The 20,409-nt window shown below is 72.2% G+C and carries 19 protein-coding genes; 15 read left to right on the top strand and 4 right to left on the bottom strand.

Going from position 1 to position 20,409, the window contains the following annotated elements:
- Positions 1–6: 6 nt before the first annotated feature.
- Entirely contained in the window at positions 7–2,181 is a 2,175-nt protein-coding gene (metG, locus tag D466_RS0109985; protein WP_018913579.1) for a methionine--tRNA ligase, read from the bottom strand.
- Positions 2,182–2,389: 208 nt separating this feature from the next.
- Here metG and apbC point away from each other — a divergent pair, with 208 nt between their 5' ends.
- The 3 genes from apbC (at position 2,390) to D466_RS0109970 (ending at position 6,621) form a co-directional block, all read left to right on the top strand.
- Positions 2,390–3,490, top strand: coding sequence for an iron-sulfur cluster carrier protein ApbC (gene apbC / locus D466_RS0109980; RefSeq protein WP_038165924.1), 1,101 nt, complete (start codon positions 2,390–2,392; stop codon positions 3,488–3,490).
- 151 nt (positions 3,491–3,641) lie between these two features.
- Positions 3,642–5,339: a long-chain-fatty-acid--CoA ligase gene (locus tag D466_RS0109975; protein ID WP_018913577.1), complete on the top strand. Its 1,698-nt coding sequence runs from the start codon at positions 3,642–3,644 to the stop codon at positions 5,337–5,339.
- Between the two features lie 19 nt (positions 5,340–5,358).
- Entirely contained in the window at positions 5,359–6,621 is a 1,263-nt protein-coding gene (locus tag D466_RS0109970; RefSeq protein ID WP_018913576.1) for a multifunctional CCA addition/repair protein, read from the top strand.
- Positions 6,622–6,701: 80 nt separating this feature from the next.
- Here the strand turns inward: D466_RS0109970 and D466_RS0109965 are convergent, their stop codons facing one another.
- Positions 6,702–7,616 carry a LysR family transcriptional regulator gene (locus D466_RS0109965; RefSeq protein ID WP_018913575.1) on the bottom strand — a complete coding sequence of 305 codons (915 nt, stop codon included), beginning with the start codon at positions 7,614–7,616 and terminating at the stop codon, positions 6,702–6,704.
- A gap of 115 nt (positions 7,617–7,731) precedes the next feature.
- Between D466_RS0109965 and D466_RS21350 the strand changes: the two genes are divergently transcribed.
- Positions 7,732–9,006: an MFS transporter gene (locus tag D466_RS21350; protein WP_231385690.1), complete on the top strand. Its 1,275-nt coding sequence runs from the start codon at positions 7,732–7,734 to the stop codon at positions 9,004–9,006.
- Here the strand turns inward: D466_RS21350 and D466_RS0109955 are convergent.
- Positions 8,956–9,147, bottom strand: a complete 192-nt coding sequence (locus tag D466_RS0109955) for a DUF2905 family protein (protein ID WP_018913572.1) — start codon at positions 9,145–9,147, stop codon at positions 8,956–8,958. The genes D466_RS21350 and D466_RS0109955 overlap by 51 nt on opposite strands.
- Positions 9,138–10,376: a class I SAM-dependent methyltransferase gene (locus D466_RS21345; protein ID WP_051083731.1), complete on the bottom strand. Its 1,239-nt coding sequence runs from the start codon at positions 10,374–10,376 to the stop codon at positions 9,138–9,140. Before D466_RS21345 ends, D466_RS0109955 begins: the two co-directional genes overlap by 10 nt.
- 24 nt (positions 10,377–10,400) lie before the next feature.
- On the opposite strand from D466_RS21345, the gene D466_RS0109945 reads away from it, so the two are divergent.
- From D466_RS0109945 to clsB, 11 genes are all read left to right on the top strand, one after another.
- Positions 10,401–11,213, top strand: a complete 813-nt coding sequence (locus D466_RS0109945) for an SDR family oxidoreductase (protein WP_018913570.1) — start codon at positions 10,401–10,403, stop codon at positions 11,211–11,213.
- Positions 11,214–11,215: 2 nt separating this feature from the next.
- Entirely contained in the window at positions 11,216–11,578 is a 363-nt protein-coding gene (locus tag D466_RS0109940) for a dihydroneopterin aldolase (protein WP_018913569.1), read from the top strand.
- Positions 11,579–11,598: 20 nt separating this feature from the next.
- Positions 11,599–12,489, top strand: a complete 891-nt coding sequence (gene ttcA, locus D466_RS0109935; RefSeq protein ID WP_018913568.1) for a tRNA 2-thiocytidine(32) synthetase TtcA — start codon at positions 11,599–11,601, stop codon at positions 12,487–12,489.
- A gap of 119 nt (positions 12,490–12,608) precedes the next feature.
- On the top strand, positions 12,609–13,259 hold the full coding sequence (locus tag D466_RS21340; protein ID WP_196803461.1) for a DUF4136 domain-containing protein: 651 nt from the start codon (positions 12,609–12,611) through the stop codon (positions 13,257–13,259).
- 196 nt (positions 13,260–13,455) lie between these two features.
- Entirely contained in the window at positions 13,456–13,770 is a 315-nt protein-coding gene (locus tag D466_RS0109925; RefSeq protein WP_018913566.1) for an FmdB family zinc ribbon protein, read from the top strand.
- 62 nt (positions 13,771–13,832) lie between these two features.
- Positions 13,833–14,474 (top strand): DUF502 domain-containing protein, encoded by a 642-nt coding sequence (locus D466_RS0109920; protein WP_018913565.1) that lies wholly within the window; start codon positions 13,833–13,835, stop codon positions 14,472–14,474.
- Positions 14,475–14,556: 82 nt separating this feature from the next.
- Positions 14,557–16,353 carry an aspartate--tRNA ligase gene (gene aspS, locus D466_RS0109915; RefSeq protein WP_026285111.1) on the top strand — a complete coding sequence of 599 codons (1,797 nt, stop codon included), beginning with the start codon at positions 14,557–14,559 and terminating at the stop codon, positions 16,351–16,353.
- A gap of 16 nt (positions 16,354–16,369) precedes the next feature.
- The gene (locus tag D466_RS0109910) at positions 16,370–17,488 is read left to right on the top strand and encodes a 3-deoxy-7-phosphoheptulonate synthase (protein ID WP_018913563.1); all 1,119 of its coding nucleotides are present in this window, start codon (positions 16,370–16,372) and stop codon (positions 17,486–17,488) included.
- 4 nt (positions 17,489–17,492) lie between these two features.
- Positions 17,493–17,951, top strand: coding sequence for a dihydroneopterin triphosphate diphosphatase (nudB, locus tag D466_RS0109905; protein ID WP_018913562.1), 459 nt, complete (start codon positions 17,493–17,495; stop codon positions 17,949–17,951).
- The gene (locus D466_RS0109900) at positions 17,951–18,838 is read left to right on the top strand and encodes an endonuclease/exonuclease/phosphatase family protein (protein WP_018913561.1); all 888 of its coding nucleotides are present in this window, start codon (positions 17,951–17,953) and stop codon (positions 18,836–18,838) included. The genes nudB and D466_RS0109900 overlap by 1 nt, the downstream gene beginning before the upstream one ends.
- Positions 18,831–20,216 carry a cardiolipin synthase ClsB gene (clsB, locus tag D466_RS0109895; RefSeq protein ID WP_018913560.1) on the top strand — a complete coding sequence of 462 codons (1,386 nt, stop codon included), beginning with the start codon at positions 18,831–18,833 and terminating at the stop codon, positions 20,214–20,216. Before D466_RS0109900 ends, clsB begins: the two co-directional genes overlap by 8 nt.
- Positions 20,217–20,409 lie beyond the last annotated feature (193 nt).

Genomic DNA, 20,409 nt, shown 5'->3' with positions numbered 1-20,409 from the left:
AGCGGCTCAGCTCACCCGCATGCCGGGCCTCGCGCCCGTGTCGGGAGACAGCAGGAAGATGCCCGGCGTGCCGTCGTCGCCGGAGGCGGCCAACACCATGCCTTCGCTGAGTCCGAATTTCATCTTGCGCGGCGCCAGGTTGGCCACCACCACGGTGAGCTTGCCCACCAGCGCGGCCGGGTCGTAGGCCGAGGCGATGCCCGAGAACACGTTGCGCAGGCGCGGCTGGCCCGCGTCGTCGTGTTCGCCGAGGTCCAGGCTCAGGCGCAGCAGCTTGGTCGAGCCTTCCACGGCCTGCGCGTCGTGGATGCGCGCGATGCGCAGGTCCACGCGGGCGAAGTCGTCGATGCCGATGGTCTGCGGCGCGGCGGCCTCGGCGCGCGGCGCGGCCGCCGCGGACGTGGCGGGGGCGGCCGGCGCGGCGGGGGCGGCTTCGGGCTCCAGCAGGCGCTGCAGCGCGGCGGGATCGACCCGCTGCATCAGGTGCCTGTAGGGCGCCACGCGGCGCGGCAGTTCGGTGCAGTCGCCCCAGAGGAAATCGCGCTCCAGCCCGAACAGTTCGCGCGCCACCCGCGAAGCGGTCGCCGGCAGCACCGGCGCCAGCAGCACCGACAGGGTCCAGAAGCCCGCCAGCGCGCGCGAGCACACGTCCTGCAACTCGGCGCGGCGCGCCGGGTCCTTGGCCAGCACCCAGGGCTGCGCGCTGTCGAAGGCGGCGTTGATGCGGTCGGCGTGGGCCATGATCTCGCGCAGCGCGCGGGCGTATTCGCGCCCGTCCAGCGCCGCGCGCACGTCGTGCGCCAGGGCCGCGGCGGCCTCGCGCAGCGGGTCGGTGGCGCCCACGTAGTCCAGGCGGCCCTCGAAATGCTGGGCGATGAAGCGGCTCGCGCGGCTGGCGATGTTCACGTACTTGCCGATCAGGTCGCTGTTCACGCGGGCGACGAAATCCTCGGGCCCGAAGTCCAGGTCGTCCACGCGCGCCGACAGCTTGGCCGCCAGGTAGTAGCGCAGCCATTCGGGATCGAGCTTGAGCTCCAGGTAGCGCAGCGGCGAGATGCCGGTGCCGCGGCTCTTGCTCATCTTCTCGCCGCCGACGGTCACGTGGCCGTGCACGTTGATCTGGCTCGGCGTCTTGCGCCCGGAGTAGTGCAGCATCGCGGGCCAGAACAGGGTGTGGAAGTACACGATGTCCTTGCCGATGAAATGCACCTGCTCCACCGCCGGGTCGGCGATGAATTCGTCGAAGCTCTGCTGCGTGCGCGAGGCCTCGTGCCAGTGCGCGGCCGCCTGGCCCTTGTCGAAGTGGTTCTTCAGGCTGGCCAGGTAGCCGATGGGCGCATCCAGCCAGACGTAGAAGTACTTGCCCGGCGCGTCGGGGATCTCGATGCCGAAGTAGGGCGCGTCGCGCGAGATGTCCCAGTCGGCCAGCCCGCCGTGGCCGTGCTCGTCGACGGCGAACCACTCGCGCACCTTGTTGAGCATCTCGGCCTGCAGGCGCGGCACCCCGTGGGCGCCGTTGCCCTGGGTCCAGTCGCGCAGGAACTCGGCGCAGCGCGGAGAGGACAGCTGGAAGAAATAGTGCTCGCTGCTGCGCAGTTCCGGCGTGGCCCCGGACAGCACCGAATAGGGCTGGCGCAGCTCCGTCGGGCCGTAGACCGCGCCGCAGACCTCGCAGGAATCGCCGTACTGGTCGGCGGCGTCGCACTTCGGGCAGTGGCCCTTGATGTAGCGGTCGGGCAGGAACATGCCCTTGACCGGGTCGTAGAACTGCTCGATCGAGCGGGCGTAGATCAGCCCCGCCTTGCGCAGCGCGCGGTAGATGTCCTGCGCCAGCCGGTGGTTCTCGGGCCCGTCGGTGCTGTGCCAGTTGTCGAAGCGGATCAGGAAGCCGTCCAGGTAGGCCTGGCGGCCGGCCGCGATGCCGGCGACGAACTGCTGAGGCGTCTGGCCGGCCTTCTCGGCGGCGATCATGATCGGTGCGCCGTGCGCGTCGTCGGCGCAGACGAAGTGCACCTCGTGCCCCAGCATGCGCTGCAGGCGCACCCAGATGTCGGCCTGGATGTACTCCATCATGTGGCCGATGTGGAAGGCGCCGTTGGCGTAGGGCAGGGCCGTGGTGACGAACAGGCGCCGCTTGTCGGCGAGCGGGCTGCTGGAAGGGGAGGGCGTCGGCGAGGTCATGCGCGGTCGAAGGCGTGCCGGCCGGCGGGGGCCGGCGCGGGGGGAGGCGGCTGGAGCCGGCGCTGGCCGGCAAGGCGGCGCTCGGCGCGCCGAATGCGCCATTGTAGGCAGGCGCCGCGCAGCCTTGTGGCGGGCGGGGCTAGACTTGCAGACCCCGGCACGCCCGCCCGGGCACCTGCCGCAACTTGTCACTCCGTCCAGCCCCGCCATGCCCCCGTTGCCGACCCAGGAACAGATCGAACAAGCCCTCGACGCCGTTGCCGACCCCGGCAGCGGCCAGGGGCTGCGCGCCGCGCGCGTGCTGCGCAAGGTGGAGCCCTCCGGCTCCGGCGTGCGCGTGCAGCTGCAGTTCGGCTACCCGGCGCGCAGCCAGCACGAGGCCGTGAGCGAGGCGGTGCGCGCGGCCGTGCGCGCGCTGCCCGGCGCCGCCGCGGCCGAGGTGCAGGTGGACATCGCCACGCGCATCGAGGCGCACTCGGTGCAGCGCGGCGTGCGCACCATCGAGGGCGTGCGCAACGTGATCGCGGTGGCCTCGGGCAAGGGCGGCGTGGGCAAGAGCACCACGGCCGCCAACCTGGCGCTGGCGCTGGCCGCCGAAGGGGCCAAGGTCGGGCTGCTCGACGCCGACATCTACGGCCCCTCGCAGCAGATGATGCTGGGCCTGCAGGGCCGCCCGCAGAGCAGCGACGGCAAGACCATGGAGCCCATGCTCAGCCACGGCCTGCAGGTCATGTCCATCGGCGTGCTGATGGACGCCGACACGCCGATGATCTGGCGCGGCCCGATGGCCACGCAGGCGCTGGAGCAACTGCTGCACCAGACCCACTGGCAGGACCTGGACTACCTGATCGTCGACATGCCCCCCGGCACCGGCGACATCCAGCTCACGCTGAGCCAGCGCGTGCCGCTGACCGGCGCGGTGATCGTCACGACGCCCCAGGACATCGCGCTGCTGGACGCACGCAAGGGCCTGAAGATGTTCGAGAAGGTGCAGGTGCCGGTGCTGGGCATCGTGGAGAACATGGCCACCCACGTCTGTTCCAACTGCGGCCACGTGGAGGCCATCTTCGGCAGCGGCGGAGGCCGGCGCATGGCCGAGGACTACGGCGTCGAACTGCTGGGCTCGCTGCCGCTGGACCTGCGCATCCGCGAGCAGGCCGACAGCGGAACCCCCAGCGTGGCGGCCGAGCCGCAGGGGCCGGCGGCGCTGGAATACCTGGCCATCGCGCGGCGCCTGGGCGCGCGCGTGGCGCAGCGCGCGCGCGACTATTCCGCGCGCTTTCCCAGCATCAAGGTGGTGGAGACCTGAACTCGGGCGCCGGCCCCGCGGCGCCGGATCCCCGCGTTGCGTAAGGGAGATCTGGGCAAGCCGGATACCGCGGGTTATGCTTCGCGGAGATACGAACGGTCGTTCGTTTTTCCGCCCCGCAGAAGGGCGGTTTCCCAAGGAGGAGAACCCGATGGACCGACCCTGGCTCGCGCAATACCCGCAAGGGGTGCCCGCCGACATCGACCCCGGCGCCTTCAGCTCCCTGCCGAAGCTGCTGCAGCGCAGCTTCGAGCAGTTCGCCGAGCGCCCGGCCTTCGCGTTCATGGGCAAGCGCACCAGCTATGCGCAGTGGGAGCGCGATTCGGCCGCCCTGGCGGCGTGGCTGCAGGCCCAGGGCCTGCGCGCGGGCGAGCGCATCGCCCTGATGATGCCCAACGTGCCGCAGTACCCGATCGCGGTGGCCGCGGCGCTGCGCGCCGGGCTGGTGGTGGTCAACGTGAATCCGCTGTACACCGCGCGCGAGCTCGAGCACCAGCTGCTCGACAGCGGCGCCAGCGCGATCATCATCCTGGAGAACTTCGCCCATACGCTGGAGCAGGTGGGCGGGCGCGCGGGTCTGCGCGTGGTGCTGGTGGCCAGCATGGGCGACACGCTCGGCGGCGTCAAGGGCACGCTGGTCAACCTCGTGGTGCGCCACCTCAAGCACCTGGTGCCCAGGTTCTCGCTGCCCGGCCACCACCGCTTCCCGCGTGCGCTGGCCCGCGGCCGCGGCCTGCGCTTCACGCCGGTCGAGGCGCGTTCCGAGGACGTCGCGGTGCTGCAGTACACGGGCGGCACCACCGGAGTGTCCAAGGGGGCGGCGCTGAGCCACCGCAACCTGATCGCCAACGTGCTGCAAAGCGACGCCTGGAACCAGCCGGCCCTGCGCCGCCACCCCGAGCTGGCGCAGATGAACACGGTGTGCGCGCTCCCCCTTTATCACATCTTCGCCTTCACGGTGGTCATGTTCCTGGCGGCCTACCAAGGCGGGATGATCGTGCTGATTCCCAACCCGCGCGACCTGAAGGCCACCATCGACGAGCTCAGCCACTACGAGCTGCACTGCTTCCCGGCGGTCAACACCCTGTTCAACGCGCTGCTGCACCATCCGGACTTCGGGCGCCTGAACACCAGCAAGCTGATGCTTTCGGTGGGCGGGGGCATGGCGGTGCAGGAAGCGGTGGCCCGGCAATGGCTGGAGCGCACCGGCTGCCCCATCTGCGAGGGCTACGGCCTGTCGGAGACCTCGCCGTCGGTGTGCTGCAACCCGACCGACACCGATCACTTCAGCGGCACCATCGGGCTGCCGCTGCCGTCCACGGACATGGTGGTGGTCGACGACGATGGCCGCGTGCTGCCGGCCGGCGAGCGCGGCGAGGTGGCCGTGCGCGGCCCGCAGGTCATGCAGGGCTACTGGGGGCGCCCGGAGGACACCGCGAAGGCCTTCACCTCCGACGGCTATTTCAAGACCGGCGACGTGGGCATCATCGACGCGCAGGGCTACGTGCGCATCGTCGACCGCAAGAAGGACATGATCCTGGTGTCCGGCTTCAACGTCTATCCCAACGAGATCGAGGACGTGGCGGTGTCGCACCCCGGGGTGCTGGAGGCCGCCGCGGTGGGCGTGCCCGACCCCGATTCGGGCGAATCCGTGCTGCTGTTCGTGGTGCGCTCCGACCCCACGCTGGACGAGGCCGGCCTGCGCGCCTGGATGGCCGAGCGCCTGACCGGCTACAAGCGCCCGCGGCGCATCGAATTCCGCGACGAGTTGCCCAAGACCTCGGTGGGCAAGATCCTGCGGCGCTCGCTGCGCGAGCAGATGGCGCAGCGCCAGGGTGCGCGTCCCTGAGGCGCTCGCGCCAGGCCCCATGACCCAGCCGCCGATCCCCGGGCGCGCCTACGTCGTCGGCGGCGCCGTGCGCGATGCGCTGCTGGGCCGGCCGGTGCACGACCGCGACTGGGTGGTGGTGGGCGCCACCGCGCAGCAGATGATCGACGCCGGCTTCCGCCCGGTGGGGCGGGACTTCCCCGTGTTCCTGCACCCGCTCAGCGGTGCCGAGTACGCGCTGGCGCGCACCGAGCGCAAGACCGGTGCGGGCTACCGCGGCTTCGCCGTGCACGCCGATCCCTCGGTGACCCTGGAGCAGGACCTGCAGCGCCGCGACCTCACCATCAACGCGATGGCGCAGGACGGGCAGGGGCGCATCGTCGACCCCTGGGGCGGTCGGCGCGACCTCGAGCAGCGCCTGCTGCGCCACGTGGGGCCCGCCTTCGCCGAGGACCCGGTGCGCATCCTGCGCGTGGCACGCTTCGCGGCGCGGCTGCCGCAGTTCCGCCTGCACCCGGACACGCTGGAGCTGATGCGCGGCATGGTCGCGGCCGGCGAGGCCGACACGCTGGTGCCCGAGCGGGTGTGGCAGGAGCTGGCGCGCGGCCTGATGGAGCAGGCGCCGCGGCGCATGTTCGAGGTGCTGCGTGAGTGCGGCGCGCTGGCGCGGGTGCTGCCCGAGCTCGATGCCCTGTGGGGCGTGCCGCAGCGCGCCGACGCCCATCCGGAAGTCGACTGCGGGGAGCACCAGATGCTGGTGCTGCAGGCGGCCGCCGCCGGGGGCGCGCCGCTGCCGGTGCGCTGGGCCTGCCTGATGCACGACCTGGGCAAGGCGCTGACCCCGGCGGACGTGCTGCCGCGCCACATCGGCCACGAAGCGCGCAGCGTGCGTCTGGCCGCCGCCGTGGCCGCCCGGCTGCGGGTTCCGGCCGAATGCGCCGAGCTGGCGGCGGTGGTCGCCGCCGAGCATGGCAACGTGCACCGCAGCCTGGAACTGGGCGCGGCCGCCACGCTGCGCCTGCTGCAGCGTTGCGACGCGCTGCGCCGCCCGGCGCGTTTCGAGCTGGCGCTGCAGGCCTGCCGCGCCGACCATCTGGGGCGCGGCGGCGACTGGCCCGAGCGCCCCTATCCGCAGGAGCCCCGCCTGCTGGCCGCGCAGCGCGCCGCGCTGGCGGTGGATGCCGGCGCGGCGGCGCGCGAGGCCGTGGCGCGCGGCGCCGGCACGCAGGCCATCGCGCAGGCGGTGGCACGCGCTCGCGAGCAGGCCATCGAACGCGCGCTGGGCGAGGCGGGCCCGGTCTGATCTTGCGGGCCAGCGGCGGCCGGGCCCCGATCATGGTCGGCGACGAGCTGCCCGCCGCCGCGTGCCGGCGCGCGCGCCGTTCAGGCGCCCGCGCCCGCGCCGGAGCCGGGCTCCGGGCCGAAAGCCAGGTCGAGGAAATTGCGCAGCACCGGGGAGGCGTCGCCGCGGCGCCAGGCGAGCACCACGTCGGTGCTGGCGCCGGGGTCGGACAGTTCCAGGTAGCGCACTTGGGGCACCGAGGCGCGTTGCATCGACGCGGCGACCAGACCCACGCCGATGCCTGCCGAGACCAGGCTGATCAGCGTGGGCATCTCGTGCACGTCCTGCACCACCTGAGGGCTGAACCCGGCCTGCTGGCACAGCGCGAGGATCTGCTCGCGCAGCCCGGAGCCGAATTCGCGGCTGTACAGGATGAAGGGGTCGTCGCGCAGGCGGCTCAGGGACACGCGCCCGAGGCCGGCCAGCGCGTGTCCGGAGTGCACCGCGGCGTACAGCGGTTCGCGCTGCAGTACGCGCAGACGCAAGGCCGTATCGTCCGCCCCGCTGGTGCTGCGGATGAAGGCCAGGTCCAGCCCGTGTTCCTGCAACTGGCGCAATTGCTCGTTGGACGAGAGCTGGCGCAGTTGCAACTGCACGGCGGGCCAGGCCCTGCGGAACTCGCTGAGCAGCCTGGGCAGCAGCTCGGAAAAGGGCATGGAGCCGGCGAAGCCGATGGACAACTGGCCGCTTTGCCCGCGCCCGGCGCGCTGCGCGAGTTCCTGCGCACGGGCCAGTTGCTGCAGCACCACGCGTGCCTGCGGCAGCAGGGCCGCGCCGGCCGCGGTCAGCGACACGCCGCCGCGCCCGCGCTCGAACAGGCGCACGCCGAGCTTGCGCTCCAGCCCGCCGATGCGCTGGGACAACGGCGGCTGGGAAATGTGCAGCCGCTGCGCCGCGCGGGAGAAATGACGTTCCTCGGCGACCGCCAGGAAGGCCCGCAGATCCTGCATGTCCATATGAAAATCATATCAAAGCAGACGGAAAACCGATTTTCCATATGGAATGCCGGGGACTATGCTGGTCATCCCAGCCTGAATTTCCGCCGCGCGCCCCGGCGCGCCGGCGTCGCGCATGCCCGCCACACCCACCGTCTCGCCCTCCGTTGCGCCGCCCGCGGTGCTGATGCGCCCACCCGCGGCCACGCCGTCGTGGCGGGCCCGTGTCGCCGTGGTCGCCGCCGGCATGAGCGCCTTTTTCACCATGTACGTGACGCAGGGCCTGCTGCCCTCGCTGCAAAGCGTGTTCCACGCCGGCGTCGCCGAACTCAGCCTGACCATCACCTTCACCACCCTGGCGGTGGCGCTGGCCGCTCCCTTCTCCGGCAGCGTCTCGGACCGCTTCGGGCGGCGCCGCGTGCTGCTGTTGTCGGTGGGCGCGCTGGCCCTGACCACGCTGCTGGCGGCCACCGCGCACTCCCTGCACGGCCTGCTGCTGTGGCGCCTGCTGCAGGGGCTGTGCATTCCCGGCATCTTCACCGCCACCGTGGCGTACATCGGCGAGGAATGGCCGCCGGGGCAGATCCCGTCGGTGACGGCGCTGTACATCTCCGGCTCGGTCGCCGGGGGCTTCCTGGGGCGTTTCATCGCCGGGCTGGCCACCGCTCGCTGGGACTGGCAGTCCGCCTTCGTGCTGCTGGGCCTGATCAATGCCGGCATCGCCGTGGTGATCGCCGCGTGGCTGCCCGCCTCGACGCGTTTTCGTCCGTCCACCAGCCTGCGCGAATCCCTCGCCGGGCTGCCGCTGCACCTGCGCAATCCGCTGCTGCTGGGCAGCTACGCCATCGGATTCGGCATCCTGTTCTCCCAGGTGTGCAGCTTCACCTACGTCAGCTTCCACCTGGCGGCCGCCCCCTACGGGCTGGACCTGCGCCAGCTCAGCCTGCTGTTCACCGTGTACCTGGTGGGCATGCTGGTCACGCCGCCGGCCGGGCGCCTGGCCTGGCGCTTCGGCCAGCGCCGGGTGTTCTTCGCCGCGGTGGCCTGTTCGGTGCTGGGCATCGCGCTGACCCTGGCGTCGAGCCTGGTGCTGATCGTGATCGGCCTGACCCTGAGTTCGGTCGGGGTCTTCATCGCGCAAAGCATGGCGACCTCGCAGGTTCCGGTGTTCGCGCGCCAGGCGCGTTCCAGCGCGGTGGGGCTGTACGTGATGTGCTACTACATCGGGGGCAGCGTGGGGGCCTTCGCCCCCAGCGTGGTGTGGCTGCACGCCGGCTGGCCCGGCTGCGTGGCCCTGGTCATCCTGGTGCAACTGCTGATTGCCGTGGCGGCGCTGCGCATCTGGCCGGCGCGCGCGGAATCAGCGCAGCAGGCGGTCCACCAGCCACAGCCCCAGCCACAGCAGGCTTAGCGAGCCCAGCGGCAGCAGCCAGGGCTTGCCGAACATGCGCCAGCGCAGGTCCAGGGGCATGCGGCCGAAGCCGAACTTGCTCAGCCAGGGCAGCAGGGCGCTGAGCACCAGGCTGCCGAGCAGGAAGCCGATCAGTCCCATGGCGCGGCCTCGTGCGGCGGCGCGTCCGGGGAGGGCGCGTCGTCCAGCGCGGCGCTGCGGTCTCCCTGGGCGAAGCCGGCCAGCGGGGCGTCCACGCCTCGGCCGACCGCCAGCACCTTGAACAGCTCGCCCATCTCGTGCTCGCCCAGCAGTTTCTGCACGCCGGCGGCCAGGCGCAGCGAGGCTGCGTCCCCGGCGGCCATGCGCGGGGCCAGCAGATCCAGCAGGCCGGCGTTGAGCAGGAAGCGCGCCTGGCTGGTGTAGCCCAGCAGATCCAGCCCGCCTTCGCGCGCGGCGCGCGCCATGGCGCTGAAGTCGACGTGGGCGGTGATGTCCGAAAGCCCCGGTTCCCACAGCGGGTCGTCGTGGGCACGGTGGGCGCGGTGGCAGCGCAGCGTGCCGCCCGTGCGCTGCGGATGGTCGTATTCGCGCGCCGGAAAGCCATAGTCGAACAGCAGCGCCACGCCGCGGCCCAGGTGCGCGCCCAGGCTGCGCATGAAGCCCTCGGCCGCCTCGTGCCATTCGGTGACGCTGCCCGGCGGCAGCTGGCGCAGGCTGGGGCGCAGCTCGCAGCCCGGCGGCAGCTCGCGCTCGCTCCAGGCCAGAGCGCCGCCGGCGTCCAGGCCCACGCCTCGCTCCACCCAGCCGGCCTGCGTGTGGTGCAGCAGGCGCACCGGCATCGCGTCCAGCACCTCGTTGCCCAGTACCAGCGCGTCGAAGCGCTGCGGAAGGCTTTCCCACCAGCGCACGCGCCGCGCCAGTTCCGCCGGCAGCGCGGCCACCGCCGCCTGCTGGCGCTCACGCATCGCCGCGGAGACTTCGACGATGGCGTATTCCTCGGGCAGCCAGGCCCCGGCCTCGGCCAGTTCGCGCAGCAGGCCGCAGGCCAGCGCCGCGCTGCCGGCGCCGAACTCCACCACGCGTTGCAGGCCCAGCGAGGCGCCGAGCCCGCCCAGCTGGCGGGCCAGCGTGGCCGCGAACAACGGCGACAGCTCGGGGGCGGTGATGAAGTCGCTGGCGCCGCCCCAGGCGCCGAGCACGCCGGGCGAGGCCGCGTAATAGCCCAGCCCGGGCTGGTACAGCGCCAGCTGCATGTAGCGGTCGAAACCGATCCAGCCGCCGGACGTGGCGATTTCGCGGTGCAGCAGCTCCATCAGCCCGGCGGCGCGCTGCTCCTGGCCGGCCGGAGCGGCGGCCGGCTCGCGGGGTAGACTACACGTTTGCTCCATCGACGCGATTGTAGATTCGCCGCCATGTCCGAAGCTCCATCCAGCCCCGCGTCCGGCGCTGCCGGCGCGGCCGGCGACCCCGCCGCGCAGCGGCCGGTGGCGCTGGTCACCGGCGCGGCGCGGCGCATCGGCCGCGCGGTGGCCGTGCGCCTGGCCGAGGCCGGCTGGGATTTGGCGCTGCACTACCGGGGTTCGCGCGACGAGGCCGAGCAGCTGGGCGCGTGCCTGCGCGCGCTGGGCGCCCGCGCCGAGAGCTTCGGCGCCGAACTGGGCGACGAGGCCCAGGCCCGCGAGCTGGTGCCGCGCGCGGCCGGCGCCCTCGGGCGGGTCGATGCCCTGGTCAACAACGCCTCGCTGTTCGAGTACGACGCAGTGGCCGACTTCGGCGCCGAGGCGGCGCTGCGCCACTACCGCGTCAACACCGTCGCGCCGGTGCTGCTGGCACGCGCGCTGCACGAGGACGTGGCCAGGCGCGGGGCGCGCGGCTGCGTGGTCAACCTGCTCGACCAGAAGCTGTGGAACCCGAACCCCGACCACCTTTCGTACACGCTGAGCAAGGCGGCGCTGCGCGAGGCCAACACCCTGCTGGCGCAGGCGCTGGCGCCGCATGTGCGCGTGGTGGGCGTGGCCCCGGGCATGACCCTGGGCAGCGAGCTGATCGACGAGGCGCGGCTGCGCGAACTGCAGGCCGCCGGCCCGCTGGGCGAGGGGCCGCGCGCCGAGGACGTCGCCGACGCCGTGCTGTTCGCGCTGCGCAACCCCGCCATCAGCGGCTGCGAGCTGCTGGTGGACGCCGGCCAGCACCTGCAACCGCGCTCCCGCGATTTCGCCTTCTGACCATGCGTACCCTGTATCTCGAACGCCTGCGCGTGCAGGCCAGCGTGGGCATCCTCGAGCACGAACTGCGTTCGCGCCAGCAACTGCTGGTGTCGATCGCCGCCGAGCTGCCCGATGCCCCGTCGCTGCCGGCCGCCGACGACGTGGCCCACGTGCTGGACTACCGCCTGTTGCGCTCGATCGCGCTGGAGGAGGTCGGCCACGGCCACGTGAACATGCTGGAGACCCTGGCCGGGCGCATCGCGCAGCGCGTGCTGGGGCTCGAAGGCGTGCGCCGCGTGCGCGTGCGCGTGGACAAGCCCAACATCTTTCCGGATTGCGACGGCGTGGGCATCGAGGTCGCCCAGGACCGCCCCGCGCGCTGAGCGCGTTCCGGAGCGACGCGATGGACCCGCGCAAGCACGAGCACGAGTTGAACAAGCTGTCCAAGCGCCTGCACCGCCTGGTCGGGCAGGCCATCGGCGACTTCGGCATGATCGAGGACGGCGACAAGGTCATGGTGTGCATGTCCGGCGGCAAGGACAGCCACGTGCTGCTCGACCTGCTGCTCAGCCTGCGCGAGCGCGCGCCGGTGGACTTCGACATCGTCGCCGTCAACCTGGACCAGAAACAGCCGGGCTTTCCGGAAGAGGTGCTGCCGCGCTACCTGCAGGGCCGCGGCGTACCCTTCCACATCGAGCAGCAGGACACCTACTCGGTGGTCAAGCGCGTGGTTCCCGAGGGCGCCACGATGTGCAGCCTGTGCTCGCGCCTGCGCCGCGGCATCCTGTACCGCGTGGCCGGCGAACTCGGCGCCACCAAGATCGCGCTGGGCCACCACCGCGACGACATCCTGCAGACCTTCCTGCTCAACCTGTTCTTCGGCGGCAAGCTCAAGGCCATGCCGCCCAAGCTGGTCAGCGACGACGGGCGCCACGTGGTCATCCGCCCGCTGGCCTACGTCGAGGAAGCCGACCTGGCGCGCTGGGCCGCGCACCGGAACTTTCCCATCATCCCCTGCACCCTGTGCGGCAGCCAGGAACAGCTGCAGCGCAAGCAGGTGGCGGCCTTGCTGCGCGACTGGGAGCGCCAATATCCCGGGCGCCTGGAGTCCATGTTCGGCGCGCTCGGGCGGGTCGTGCCTTCGCATCTGCTCGATCGCGGCGCCTACCCCTTCGCCGGACTGCGCGCGCAGGGCCTGCCCGACCCGGACGGCGACAAGGCCTTCGACCCCGAACCCTGCGCGCCGTCCCCCGCGGCAGGCCAGGCACTGGCCTGGCTGGACAGCGCGGGCTGACAGGCGGCACGGGGCCCCGCGCCGGCCCCGAAGGCCGTGGCCGTGGCAAGCCAAGGGTCGCGCCGGGCGAGTACAGTAGCTCCTGACGCAGCGGGCTCCCGTCCCGCGCGTGCCGACCCATGAATCCTTCGCTGTCGACTCCTGGTCCTGCCCGTGGCGCGGCGTACTCGCTGCGCGCCTTGCTGCTGCTCGGCGCGCTGGCGCTGCTCGGCCTGCTGGGCGGTTGCGCCTCGCTGAACGTCAACGCCTACCACGTCGACACGCCCAAGCCCGCGCCGCAGGCGCTGGTCGGCGCCCATGTGCAACTGCAGGCCGCCCCCGCCGATGCCGAGGGCCCGCAGGCCGAGGCGCTGCGCACGGCCGTGCTCGACGCCATGACCCGCGCCGGCATGGTGCCGCTGCTGGGCAGCCCGGCTCCGTACACCGCGCGCTACGCCTTTCGCGTCTACGTCGATTTCGAGGCCAGCTTCCCCAGCGCCTGGCCGCCTCCAGGGCCCCCGATCCTGCTGCCCGACGGCGCCTGGATCTACAACGGCTATCCGTGGTGGTACCACGGCTGGTCGTGGCCCCCGCCGTGGTACGAACGGGTGTTCGAGGTGGAGATCCGCGACGCGGCCAGCGGCGCGTTGGTGTGGCGCAGCAGCGCGGTGATCGGCGGCTACGACCAGCGTATCGGACCGGTGGCGGCGCAGCTCGCCGCGGCCGCCTTCGCGGATTTCCCGCAGGGCAGCGGCCGGCGCCTCGTGCGCGACCCGCAGCCGGCGCGCTAGGAGCGTTTCACGGGTCGGCGCCCGCGGCCCCCGCCGCGGTGTTTTCCCTATAATCGGCACGAATCTTGCACCTCCGGGCCCCAGGCGCCGGGGGTGCGGGCACGGACCTTGAATTCCGTGCGCATTCCCTTCATCTACAAGTCGGCCCCAGCCCGCGACGTCGTCGGGCGAGCGGTTTTCGCATCAGGAGTTCGTCATGCCCATCTACGCATACCGCTGCGAGTCCTGCGGACATAGCCTGGACGCGCTGCAGAAGGTTTCGGACGCGCCGTTGCGCGATTGCCCCGCCTGCGGCGCCGCCGCCCTGCACAAGCAGGTCACCGCCGCGGGCTTCCAGCTCAAGGGTTCGGGCTGGTACGCGACCGACTTCAAGGGCGGCTCGGGCGCCTCCACCGCCGACAAGTCGGCCGCAGGGGCCGCCGCGCCCGCCGCGGCGACGGCCGCGGCGACGCCCACGGCGGGCGAGTCCGCGCCAGCGGCGTCCTGCGGGGCGTCCTGCGCCTGCCACTGAAGAACACCCCCGATCGGCGCGCGCCGCCGCCCCCAACCGACGTTGCCGCGCGAAAGCTGCGCATGCGCCTGAAAAACCTGTTCGTCGCCGGATTGCTGGTCTGGCTGCCGCTGACCATCACCATCTGGGTGCTGTGGCAGCTGCTGTCGGTGTTCGACGGCATTTTCCGCGCCGTGATCGGCGCGCTGGATGCCGTCGCGCCTTCGCTGCAGCCGCTGCTGGACAACCTGGCGCGCACGCCCGGGCTGGGCGTGGTCGTGGTGGTCGCGGCCATCCTGCTGACCGGGCTGCTGGTGGCCAACTTCGTCGGCCAATGGTGGCTGCGTCAGTGGGATTCGGTGATCGCCCGCATCCCCATCGTCAAGAGCATCTACAGCAGCGTCAAGCAGGTCTCCGACACGCTGTTCTCCAGCAACGGCAACGCCTTCCGCCAGGCGGTGATGGTGCAGTACCCGCGCTCGGGGAGCTGGACCATCGCCTTCGTCACCGGACAGCCCGGGGGCGAGGTGGCGCGGCACCTGCCGGGCGAGCACATCAGCGTGTACGTGCCCACGACGCCGAACCCGACCTCGGGCTTTTTCCTCATGGTGCCCAGGGCCGAAGTGGTGGAACTTTCGATGAGCGTCGACGAGGCGCTCAAATACGTGATCTCGATGGGAGTGGTCGCGCCGCTGCCGCCATCCGCGCAGGCTCCGTCGCGCTGACCCCGCCGTCGCGGCGCCGCCTCGCGCCGCAAGTCTCCCGAAACTCCTTTCGGCAACGCCAAAGCCTCATTTGCTCTCGATCATGACCCTACGCAGCCATACCCTGGGCGCCGTCACCGAAGCCCTGCTCGGACAAACCATCAGCCTGTGCGGCTGGGTGCAGCGGCGCCGCGACCATGGCGGGGTGATTTTCATCGACCTGCGCGACCGCGAGGGCCTGGTGCAGGTGGTGTGCGACCCCGACCGCGCCGCCATGTTCGCGGTGGCCGAGGGGGTGCGCAACGAATACTGCGTGCAGGTGCGCGGCCTGGTGCGCGCCCGCCCGCAGGGCACCGAGAACGCATCGCTGGGCTCGGGCAAGGTCGAACTGCTGTGCCATGAGCTGCAGGTGCTCAACGCCTCGGCCGCGCTGCCCTTCCAGCTGGACGACGACAACCTGTCGGAGACCACGCGCCTGACCCACCGGGTGCTGGACCTGCGGCGCCCGCAGATGCAGCACAACCTGAAGCTGCGCTATCGGGTGTCGATGGCCGTGCGCCGCTACCTGGACGCCCAGGGCTTCATCGACATCGAGACGCCCATGCTCACCAAGAGCACGCCGGAAGGCGCGCGCGACTACCTGGTGCCCAGCCGGGTCAACGCCGGGCAGTTCTTCGCGCTGCCGCAGTCGCCGCAGCTGTTCAAGCAGATGCTGATGGTCTCGGGCTTCGACCGCTACTACCAGATCACCAAGTGTTTCCGCGACGAGGACCTGCGCGCCGACCGCCAGCCCGAGTTCACGCAGATCGACTGCGAGACCTCTTTCCTCGACGAGACCGAGATCCGCGGGCTGTTCGAGCCGATGATCCGCGGCGTGTTCGCCGAGGTGCTGGGCGTGCGCCTGGCCGAACCCTTCCCGGTGATGCCCTATTCCGAGGCGATGGCGCGCTTCGGCTCGGACAAGCCCGACCTGCGCGTGCGCATGGAGTTCACCGAGCTGACCGATGTCATGCGCGAGGTGGAATTCAAGGTGTTCAGCGCCGCGGCCGCGCTGGACGACGGGCGCGTGGTGGCGCTGCGCGTTCCCGGCGGCGGCCAGATCAGCCGCAGCGAGATCGACGCCTACACCGATTTCGTCAAGATCTACGGCGCCAAGGGCCTGGCGTGGATCAAGGTCAACGAGGTCGCCCGCGGGCGCGACGGCCTGCAGTCGCCGATCGTCAAGAACCTGCACGACGCGGCCATCGCCGCGCTGCTCGAGCGCAGCGGAGCCCGCGACGGCGACCTGCTGCTGTTCGGCGCCGACCGCGCCAAGGTGGTCAACGCCGCGCTGGGCGCGCTGCGCGTGAAGATCGGCCACAGCGAGTTCGGCCGCGCCGCCGGCCTGTTCGAGGACGCCTGGAAGCCGCTGTGGGTGGTGGACTTCCCGATGTTCGAGTTCGACGACGACGAGCAGCGCTGGGTGGCCTGCCACCATCCCTTCACCGCGCCCAAGGACGAGCACGTCGACTACCTGGCCAGCGACCCCGGGCGCTGCCTGGCGAAGGCCTACGACATGGTGCTCAACGGCTGGGAGATCGGCGGCGGCTCGGTGCGCATCCACCGTGCCGACATGCAGCGCAAGGTGTTCACCGCGCTGGGCATCGGCGAGGAGGAGGCGCGGGCCAAGTTCGGCTTCCTGCTCGACGCGCTGCAATACGGCGCGCCGCCGCACGGCGGCATCGCCTTCGGGCTGGACCGCATCGTCACCATGATGACCGGCGCGGCCAGTATCCGCGACGTCATCGCCTTCCCCAAGACCCAGCGCGCGCAATGCCTGCTCACCGACGCCCCGAGCGCGGTCGACGAGCGCCAGTTGCGCGAACTGCACATCCGCCTGCGCCAGGACACCCCCACCTGAACCGGCCGCCCCCGCCATGACCCGCATCGACGACCCCCGGCACGACAGCGAGGCCGGCCGGGCCGAGGCCACGCTGGACACCACGCGCATCGACGACACGCGCATCGCCGCGGTGCGCGCGCTGGTGTCGCCGGCGGTGCTGTTGGAGGAACTGGCGGTGACGCCGGCGGTGGAGCAACTGGTGGAGCAGGCGCGCGCGGACATCGCGCGCGTGCTGCGTGGCGACGACGACCGGCTGATCGTGGTCGTCGGGCCCTGTTCCATCCACGACGCCGCGCAGGCGCTGGAGTACGCCTCGCGCCTGCGCGACGCAGGCCCCGCGCTGGGCGACGCGCTGCTGCCGGTGATGCGGGTGTACTTCGAGAAGCCGCGCACCACGGTGGGCTGGAAGGGCTTCATCAACGACCCTCGCCTGGACGGCAGCTTTCGCATCAACGAAGGCCTGCGCCGGGCGCGCGAACTGCTGCTGCAGATCGGCGGCATGGGGGTGCCGGCCGGCACCGAATTCCTCGACCTGCTGTCGCCGCAGTATTTCAGCGACCTCATCGCCTGGGGCGCCATCGGAGCGCGCACCACGGAGAGCCAGAGCCACCGGCAACTGGCCTCGGGGCTTTCGTGCCCGGTGGGCTTCAAGAACGGCACCGACGGCGGCGTGCAGGTGGCCGCCGACGCGGTGGTGGCCGCCGGGGCGCCGCATGCCTTCATGGGCATGACCAAGATGGGCGTGGCCGCGATCTTCGAGACCCGCGGAAATGCCGACTGCCACGTCATCCTGCGCGGCGGGCGCCAGCCCAACTACGACGCCGCGGCGGTCGACGGTGCCTGCCAGGTGCTGCGCCGTGCCGGGCTGCGCGAGCAGGTGATGATCGACTGCTCGCACGCCAATTCCTCCAAGCAGCCGCGGCGCCAGATCGAGGTGGCCGCCGACATCGGGCGGCGCATCGCGGCCGGCGAGCGTCGCATCGCCGGCGTCATGGTCGAGAGCCATCTGCACGAAGGCCGGCAGGACCTGTGCCCCGGCCAGCCGCTGCGCGAGGGGGTGTCGATCACCGATGCCTGCCTGGGCTGGGAAGACACCCTGGCGCTGCTGCACGACCTGGCCGCCGGCGTGCGCGCGCGGCGGGGAGGGGGCTGAGGCCGTGCCGGCGCCCAAGCTGCCGGTGTCCGTGCTCGTGGTGATCCACGACCCGCGGCTGCACGTGCTGCTGATCGAGCGCGCGGCGCAGCCCGGATTCTGGCAAAGCGTCACCGGCAGCCTCGACGCCGTGGACGAGCCGCTGGCCGCGGCGGCCGCGCGCGAGGTGGCCGAGGAGACCGGCATCGTGGCCGGCGGCGCGCTGTGCGACTGGCGCCTGGCCAACGAATACGAGATCTACCCGCGCTGGCGCCATCGCTACGCGCCCGGCGTGTGGAAAAACGTCGAGCACGTGTTCAGCCTGGAAGTGCCCGAGGCCACGCCGGTGCGCCTGGCCGAGCGCGAACACCGCGCCTGGCAATGGCTGCCGTGGCGCGACGCGGCCGCGAAGTGCTTTTCCGCGTCCAACGCCCAGGCCATCGAACAGTTGCCGCGGCGCCTGGGCCGCTGCGAGGGGGCCTGATGCACCCGCGCACGCCGGCACGCGACTGGCCGCATGCGCTGCGCGTGGCCTCGTACAACATCCACAAGGGCGTGCTGGGCATGGGGCCGGCCAAGCGCCTGCGCATCCACGCGCTGCAGGAAGGCCTGCGCAGGCTGGACGCGGACGTGGTGCTGCTGCAGGAGGTGCAGTTCGAGCACCGGCGCCACGCGCTGCGCCTGGCCGGATGGCCCGAGCAGCCGCAGCACGAACTGCTGGGCCAGGGCCTGGGCATGTTCGCCGCCTATCACACCAACGCGCGCACCCGCCACGGCGAGCACGGCAACGCGCTGCTGTCGCGCTTTCCGATCCTGGGCGTCTCGCACGAGGACGTCTCGGACCACCGCTTCGAGCAGCGCGGGCTGCTGCACGTGCGCCTGGCCCTGCCCCAGGGCAGCGCGGGCGGCGCGCCGGCGCAGGTGCTGCATTGCGTGGTGGTGCACTTCGGACTGTTCCGCGGCGGGCGCAAGCGCCAGATCGAGCGCCTGGCGGAGTACCTGGCGCGCCAGGTTCCGGCGCAGGAGCCGGTGATCGTCGGCGGCGACTTCAACGACTGGCGCGGCGAACTCGGCGCCGAGCTCGCCGTCTCGGGCCTGCTGGACGTGTCGGCGCGCGCCGCGGCCAGCGTCGACCCGCGCCATCCGCGCTGGCACCACCGCACGCGCACCTTCCCGGCCTGGCTGCCCCTGATGCCGCTGGACCGCATCTATGTGCGCGGCTTCGCCCCCCACGGCCTGGGCCTGGGCTGGGGCGCCGACTGGGCGCGCCTTTCCGACCATGCCCCGCTGCTGGTCGACCTGACCGCGCTGCCCGAGGGGGCGCCGCGGGTGCTGGGCCGGGGCGCGGCGCGGCGCGAGGCCCATGGCTAGCAGCAGCCCGCGGCGCAGGCGCCTGCGCGCGTGGTGGCGGCGCAACCTGCGCGCGCTGCGCGAGGGCAGCGGCAGCGAACGCGCGCCGCTGCGCACCTCCTGGCGCGACGGCAACTGCGTCGAGCTGCTGCCGCTGGGGCAGAGCCTGTTCCCGGCGCTGCTGCGGGCCTGGGGCGAGGCGCGCAGCAGCATCTGGGTGGAAACCTACATCTTCCACGACGACGCCACCGGCCTGGAACTGGCCGAGGCGCTGATCGCCGCGGCGCGCCGCGGCGTGCAGGTGCGGGTCCTGGTGGACGGGCTGGGGTCGAACCGGTCGATTCCCACGCTGCGCCATCGTTTCGAAGCGGAGGGCGTGGAATTCATGGTGTACCGGCCCTGGCGGCGCTGGATCGACCTGCTGCAGCGCGGGCACTGGCGCCGCCTGCATCGCAAGATGTGCGTGGTCGACGCCCGCGTGGCCTTCGTCGGCGGCATCAACCTGATCGACGACTGCTACGACATCCACCATGGCTGGAGCGAGCAGCCGCGCCTGGACTACGCGGTGAGCGTGCAGGGGCCGGTGGTGGCGCAGGTGCTGCGCAGCATGCGCCGGCTGTGGCTGCGCACGGTGGCCACCGGCAGCGTGCAGCGCGGGCTGCGCCGCGCGCCCGGCCCGCGCCTGCTGGGCTCGCAGGAGCAGCGCAGGCGCTACGTGGAGGAACTGCGCGCCGCCGGCGTGCTGCCGGGTTCGCGCGGGCTGCGTGCCGCCCGCGTCGCGGCGGTCTCGGCGCCCGCCGCGGCCGCCTGCGCCGGCGGCGCCGCGCCGCAGCGCGCCGCGCTGGTGCTGCGCGACAACCTGCTGCGCCGGCGGTCCATCGAACACTGCTACATCCAGGCCATCGACGAGGCGCGCGAATCGGTGCTGCTGGTCTGCCCCTACTTCTATCCCGGGCAGGCTTTCCGCGACAGCCTGAAGGCGGCCGCGCTGCGCGGCGTGCGCGTCAGCCTGCTGCTGCAGGGGCGCGCGGACTACCGCGCCGCGGCCTGGGCCGCGCAGGCGCTGTACCGCGAGCTGATCGACGCCGGCGTGAGCATCCACGAATACCAGCGGGCCTACCTGCACGGCAAGGTGGCCGTGGTCGACGAGGCCTGGGCCACCGTGGGCAGTTCCAACATCGACCCGCTGTCCCTGCTGGTCAATCGCGAAGCCAACGTGGTGGTGCGCGATGCCGGCTTCGCCGGGGACCTGGCGCGCCACGTGCGCGAGCAGCTGCATTGGGCGCTGCCCATCGACCAAGCCCGCCTGCGCCAGCGCGTGGCCTGGTGGACGCGGCCGCTGGTCGGCTTCGCGGCGCGCCTGTTCATCGCGCTGGCGGGGGGTACGGGGAGGTATTGACGGCCCCCTCCGTCGCCGGGCGCGAGCCCGGCTCCGTCCCCCCGTGGGGGACAACCCCTGCCTTGGGGCGGCCCGGCGGCAGGAGGTTTCCTGGCATTGGGGGAGTTGCGCGTTTGGGGGAGGTTTTCAGGCGGGCTCCAGAGGCTCCAGAGGCGCCTGAGGCGGCCCGGCGGCAGGAGGTTTCCTGGCATTG

The organism is Thiomonas sp. FB-6, assembly GCF_000377645.1.
Taxonomy (GTDB): domain Bacteria; phylum Pseudomonadota; class Gammaproteobacteria; order Burkholderiales; family Burkholderiaceae_C; genus Thiomonas_A.
This window is presented reverse-complemented; position numbering and strand designations above follow the sequence as displayed.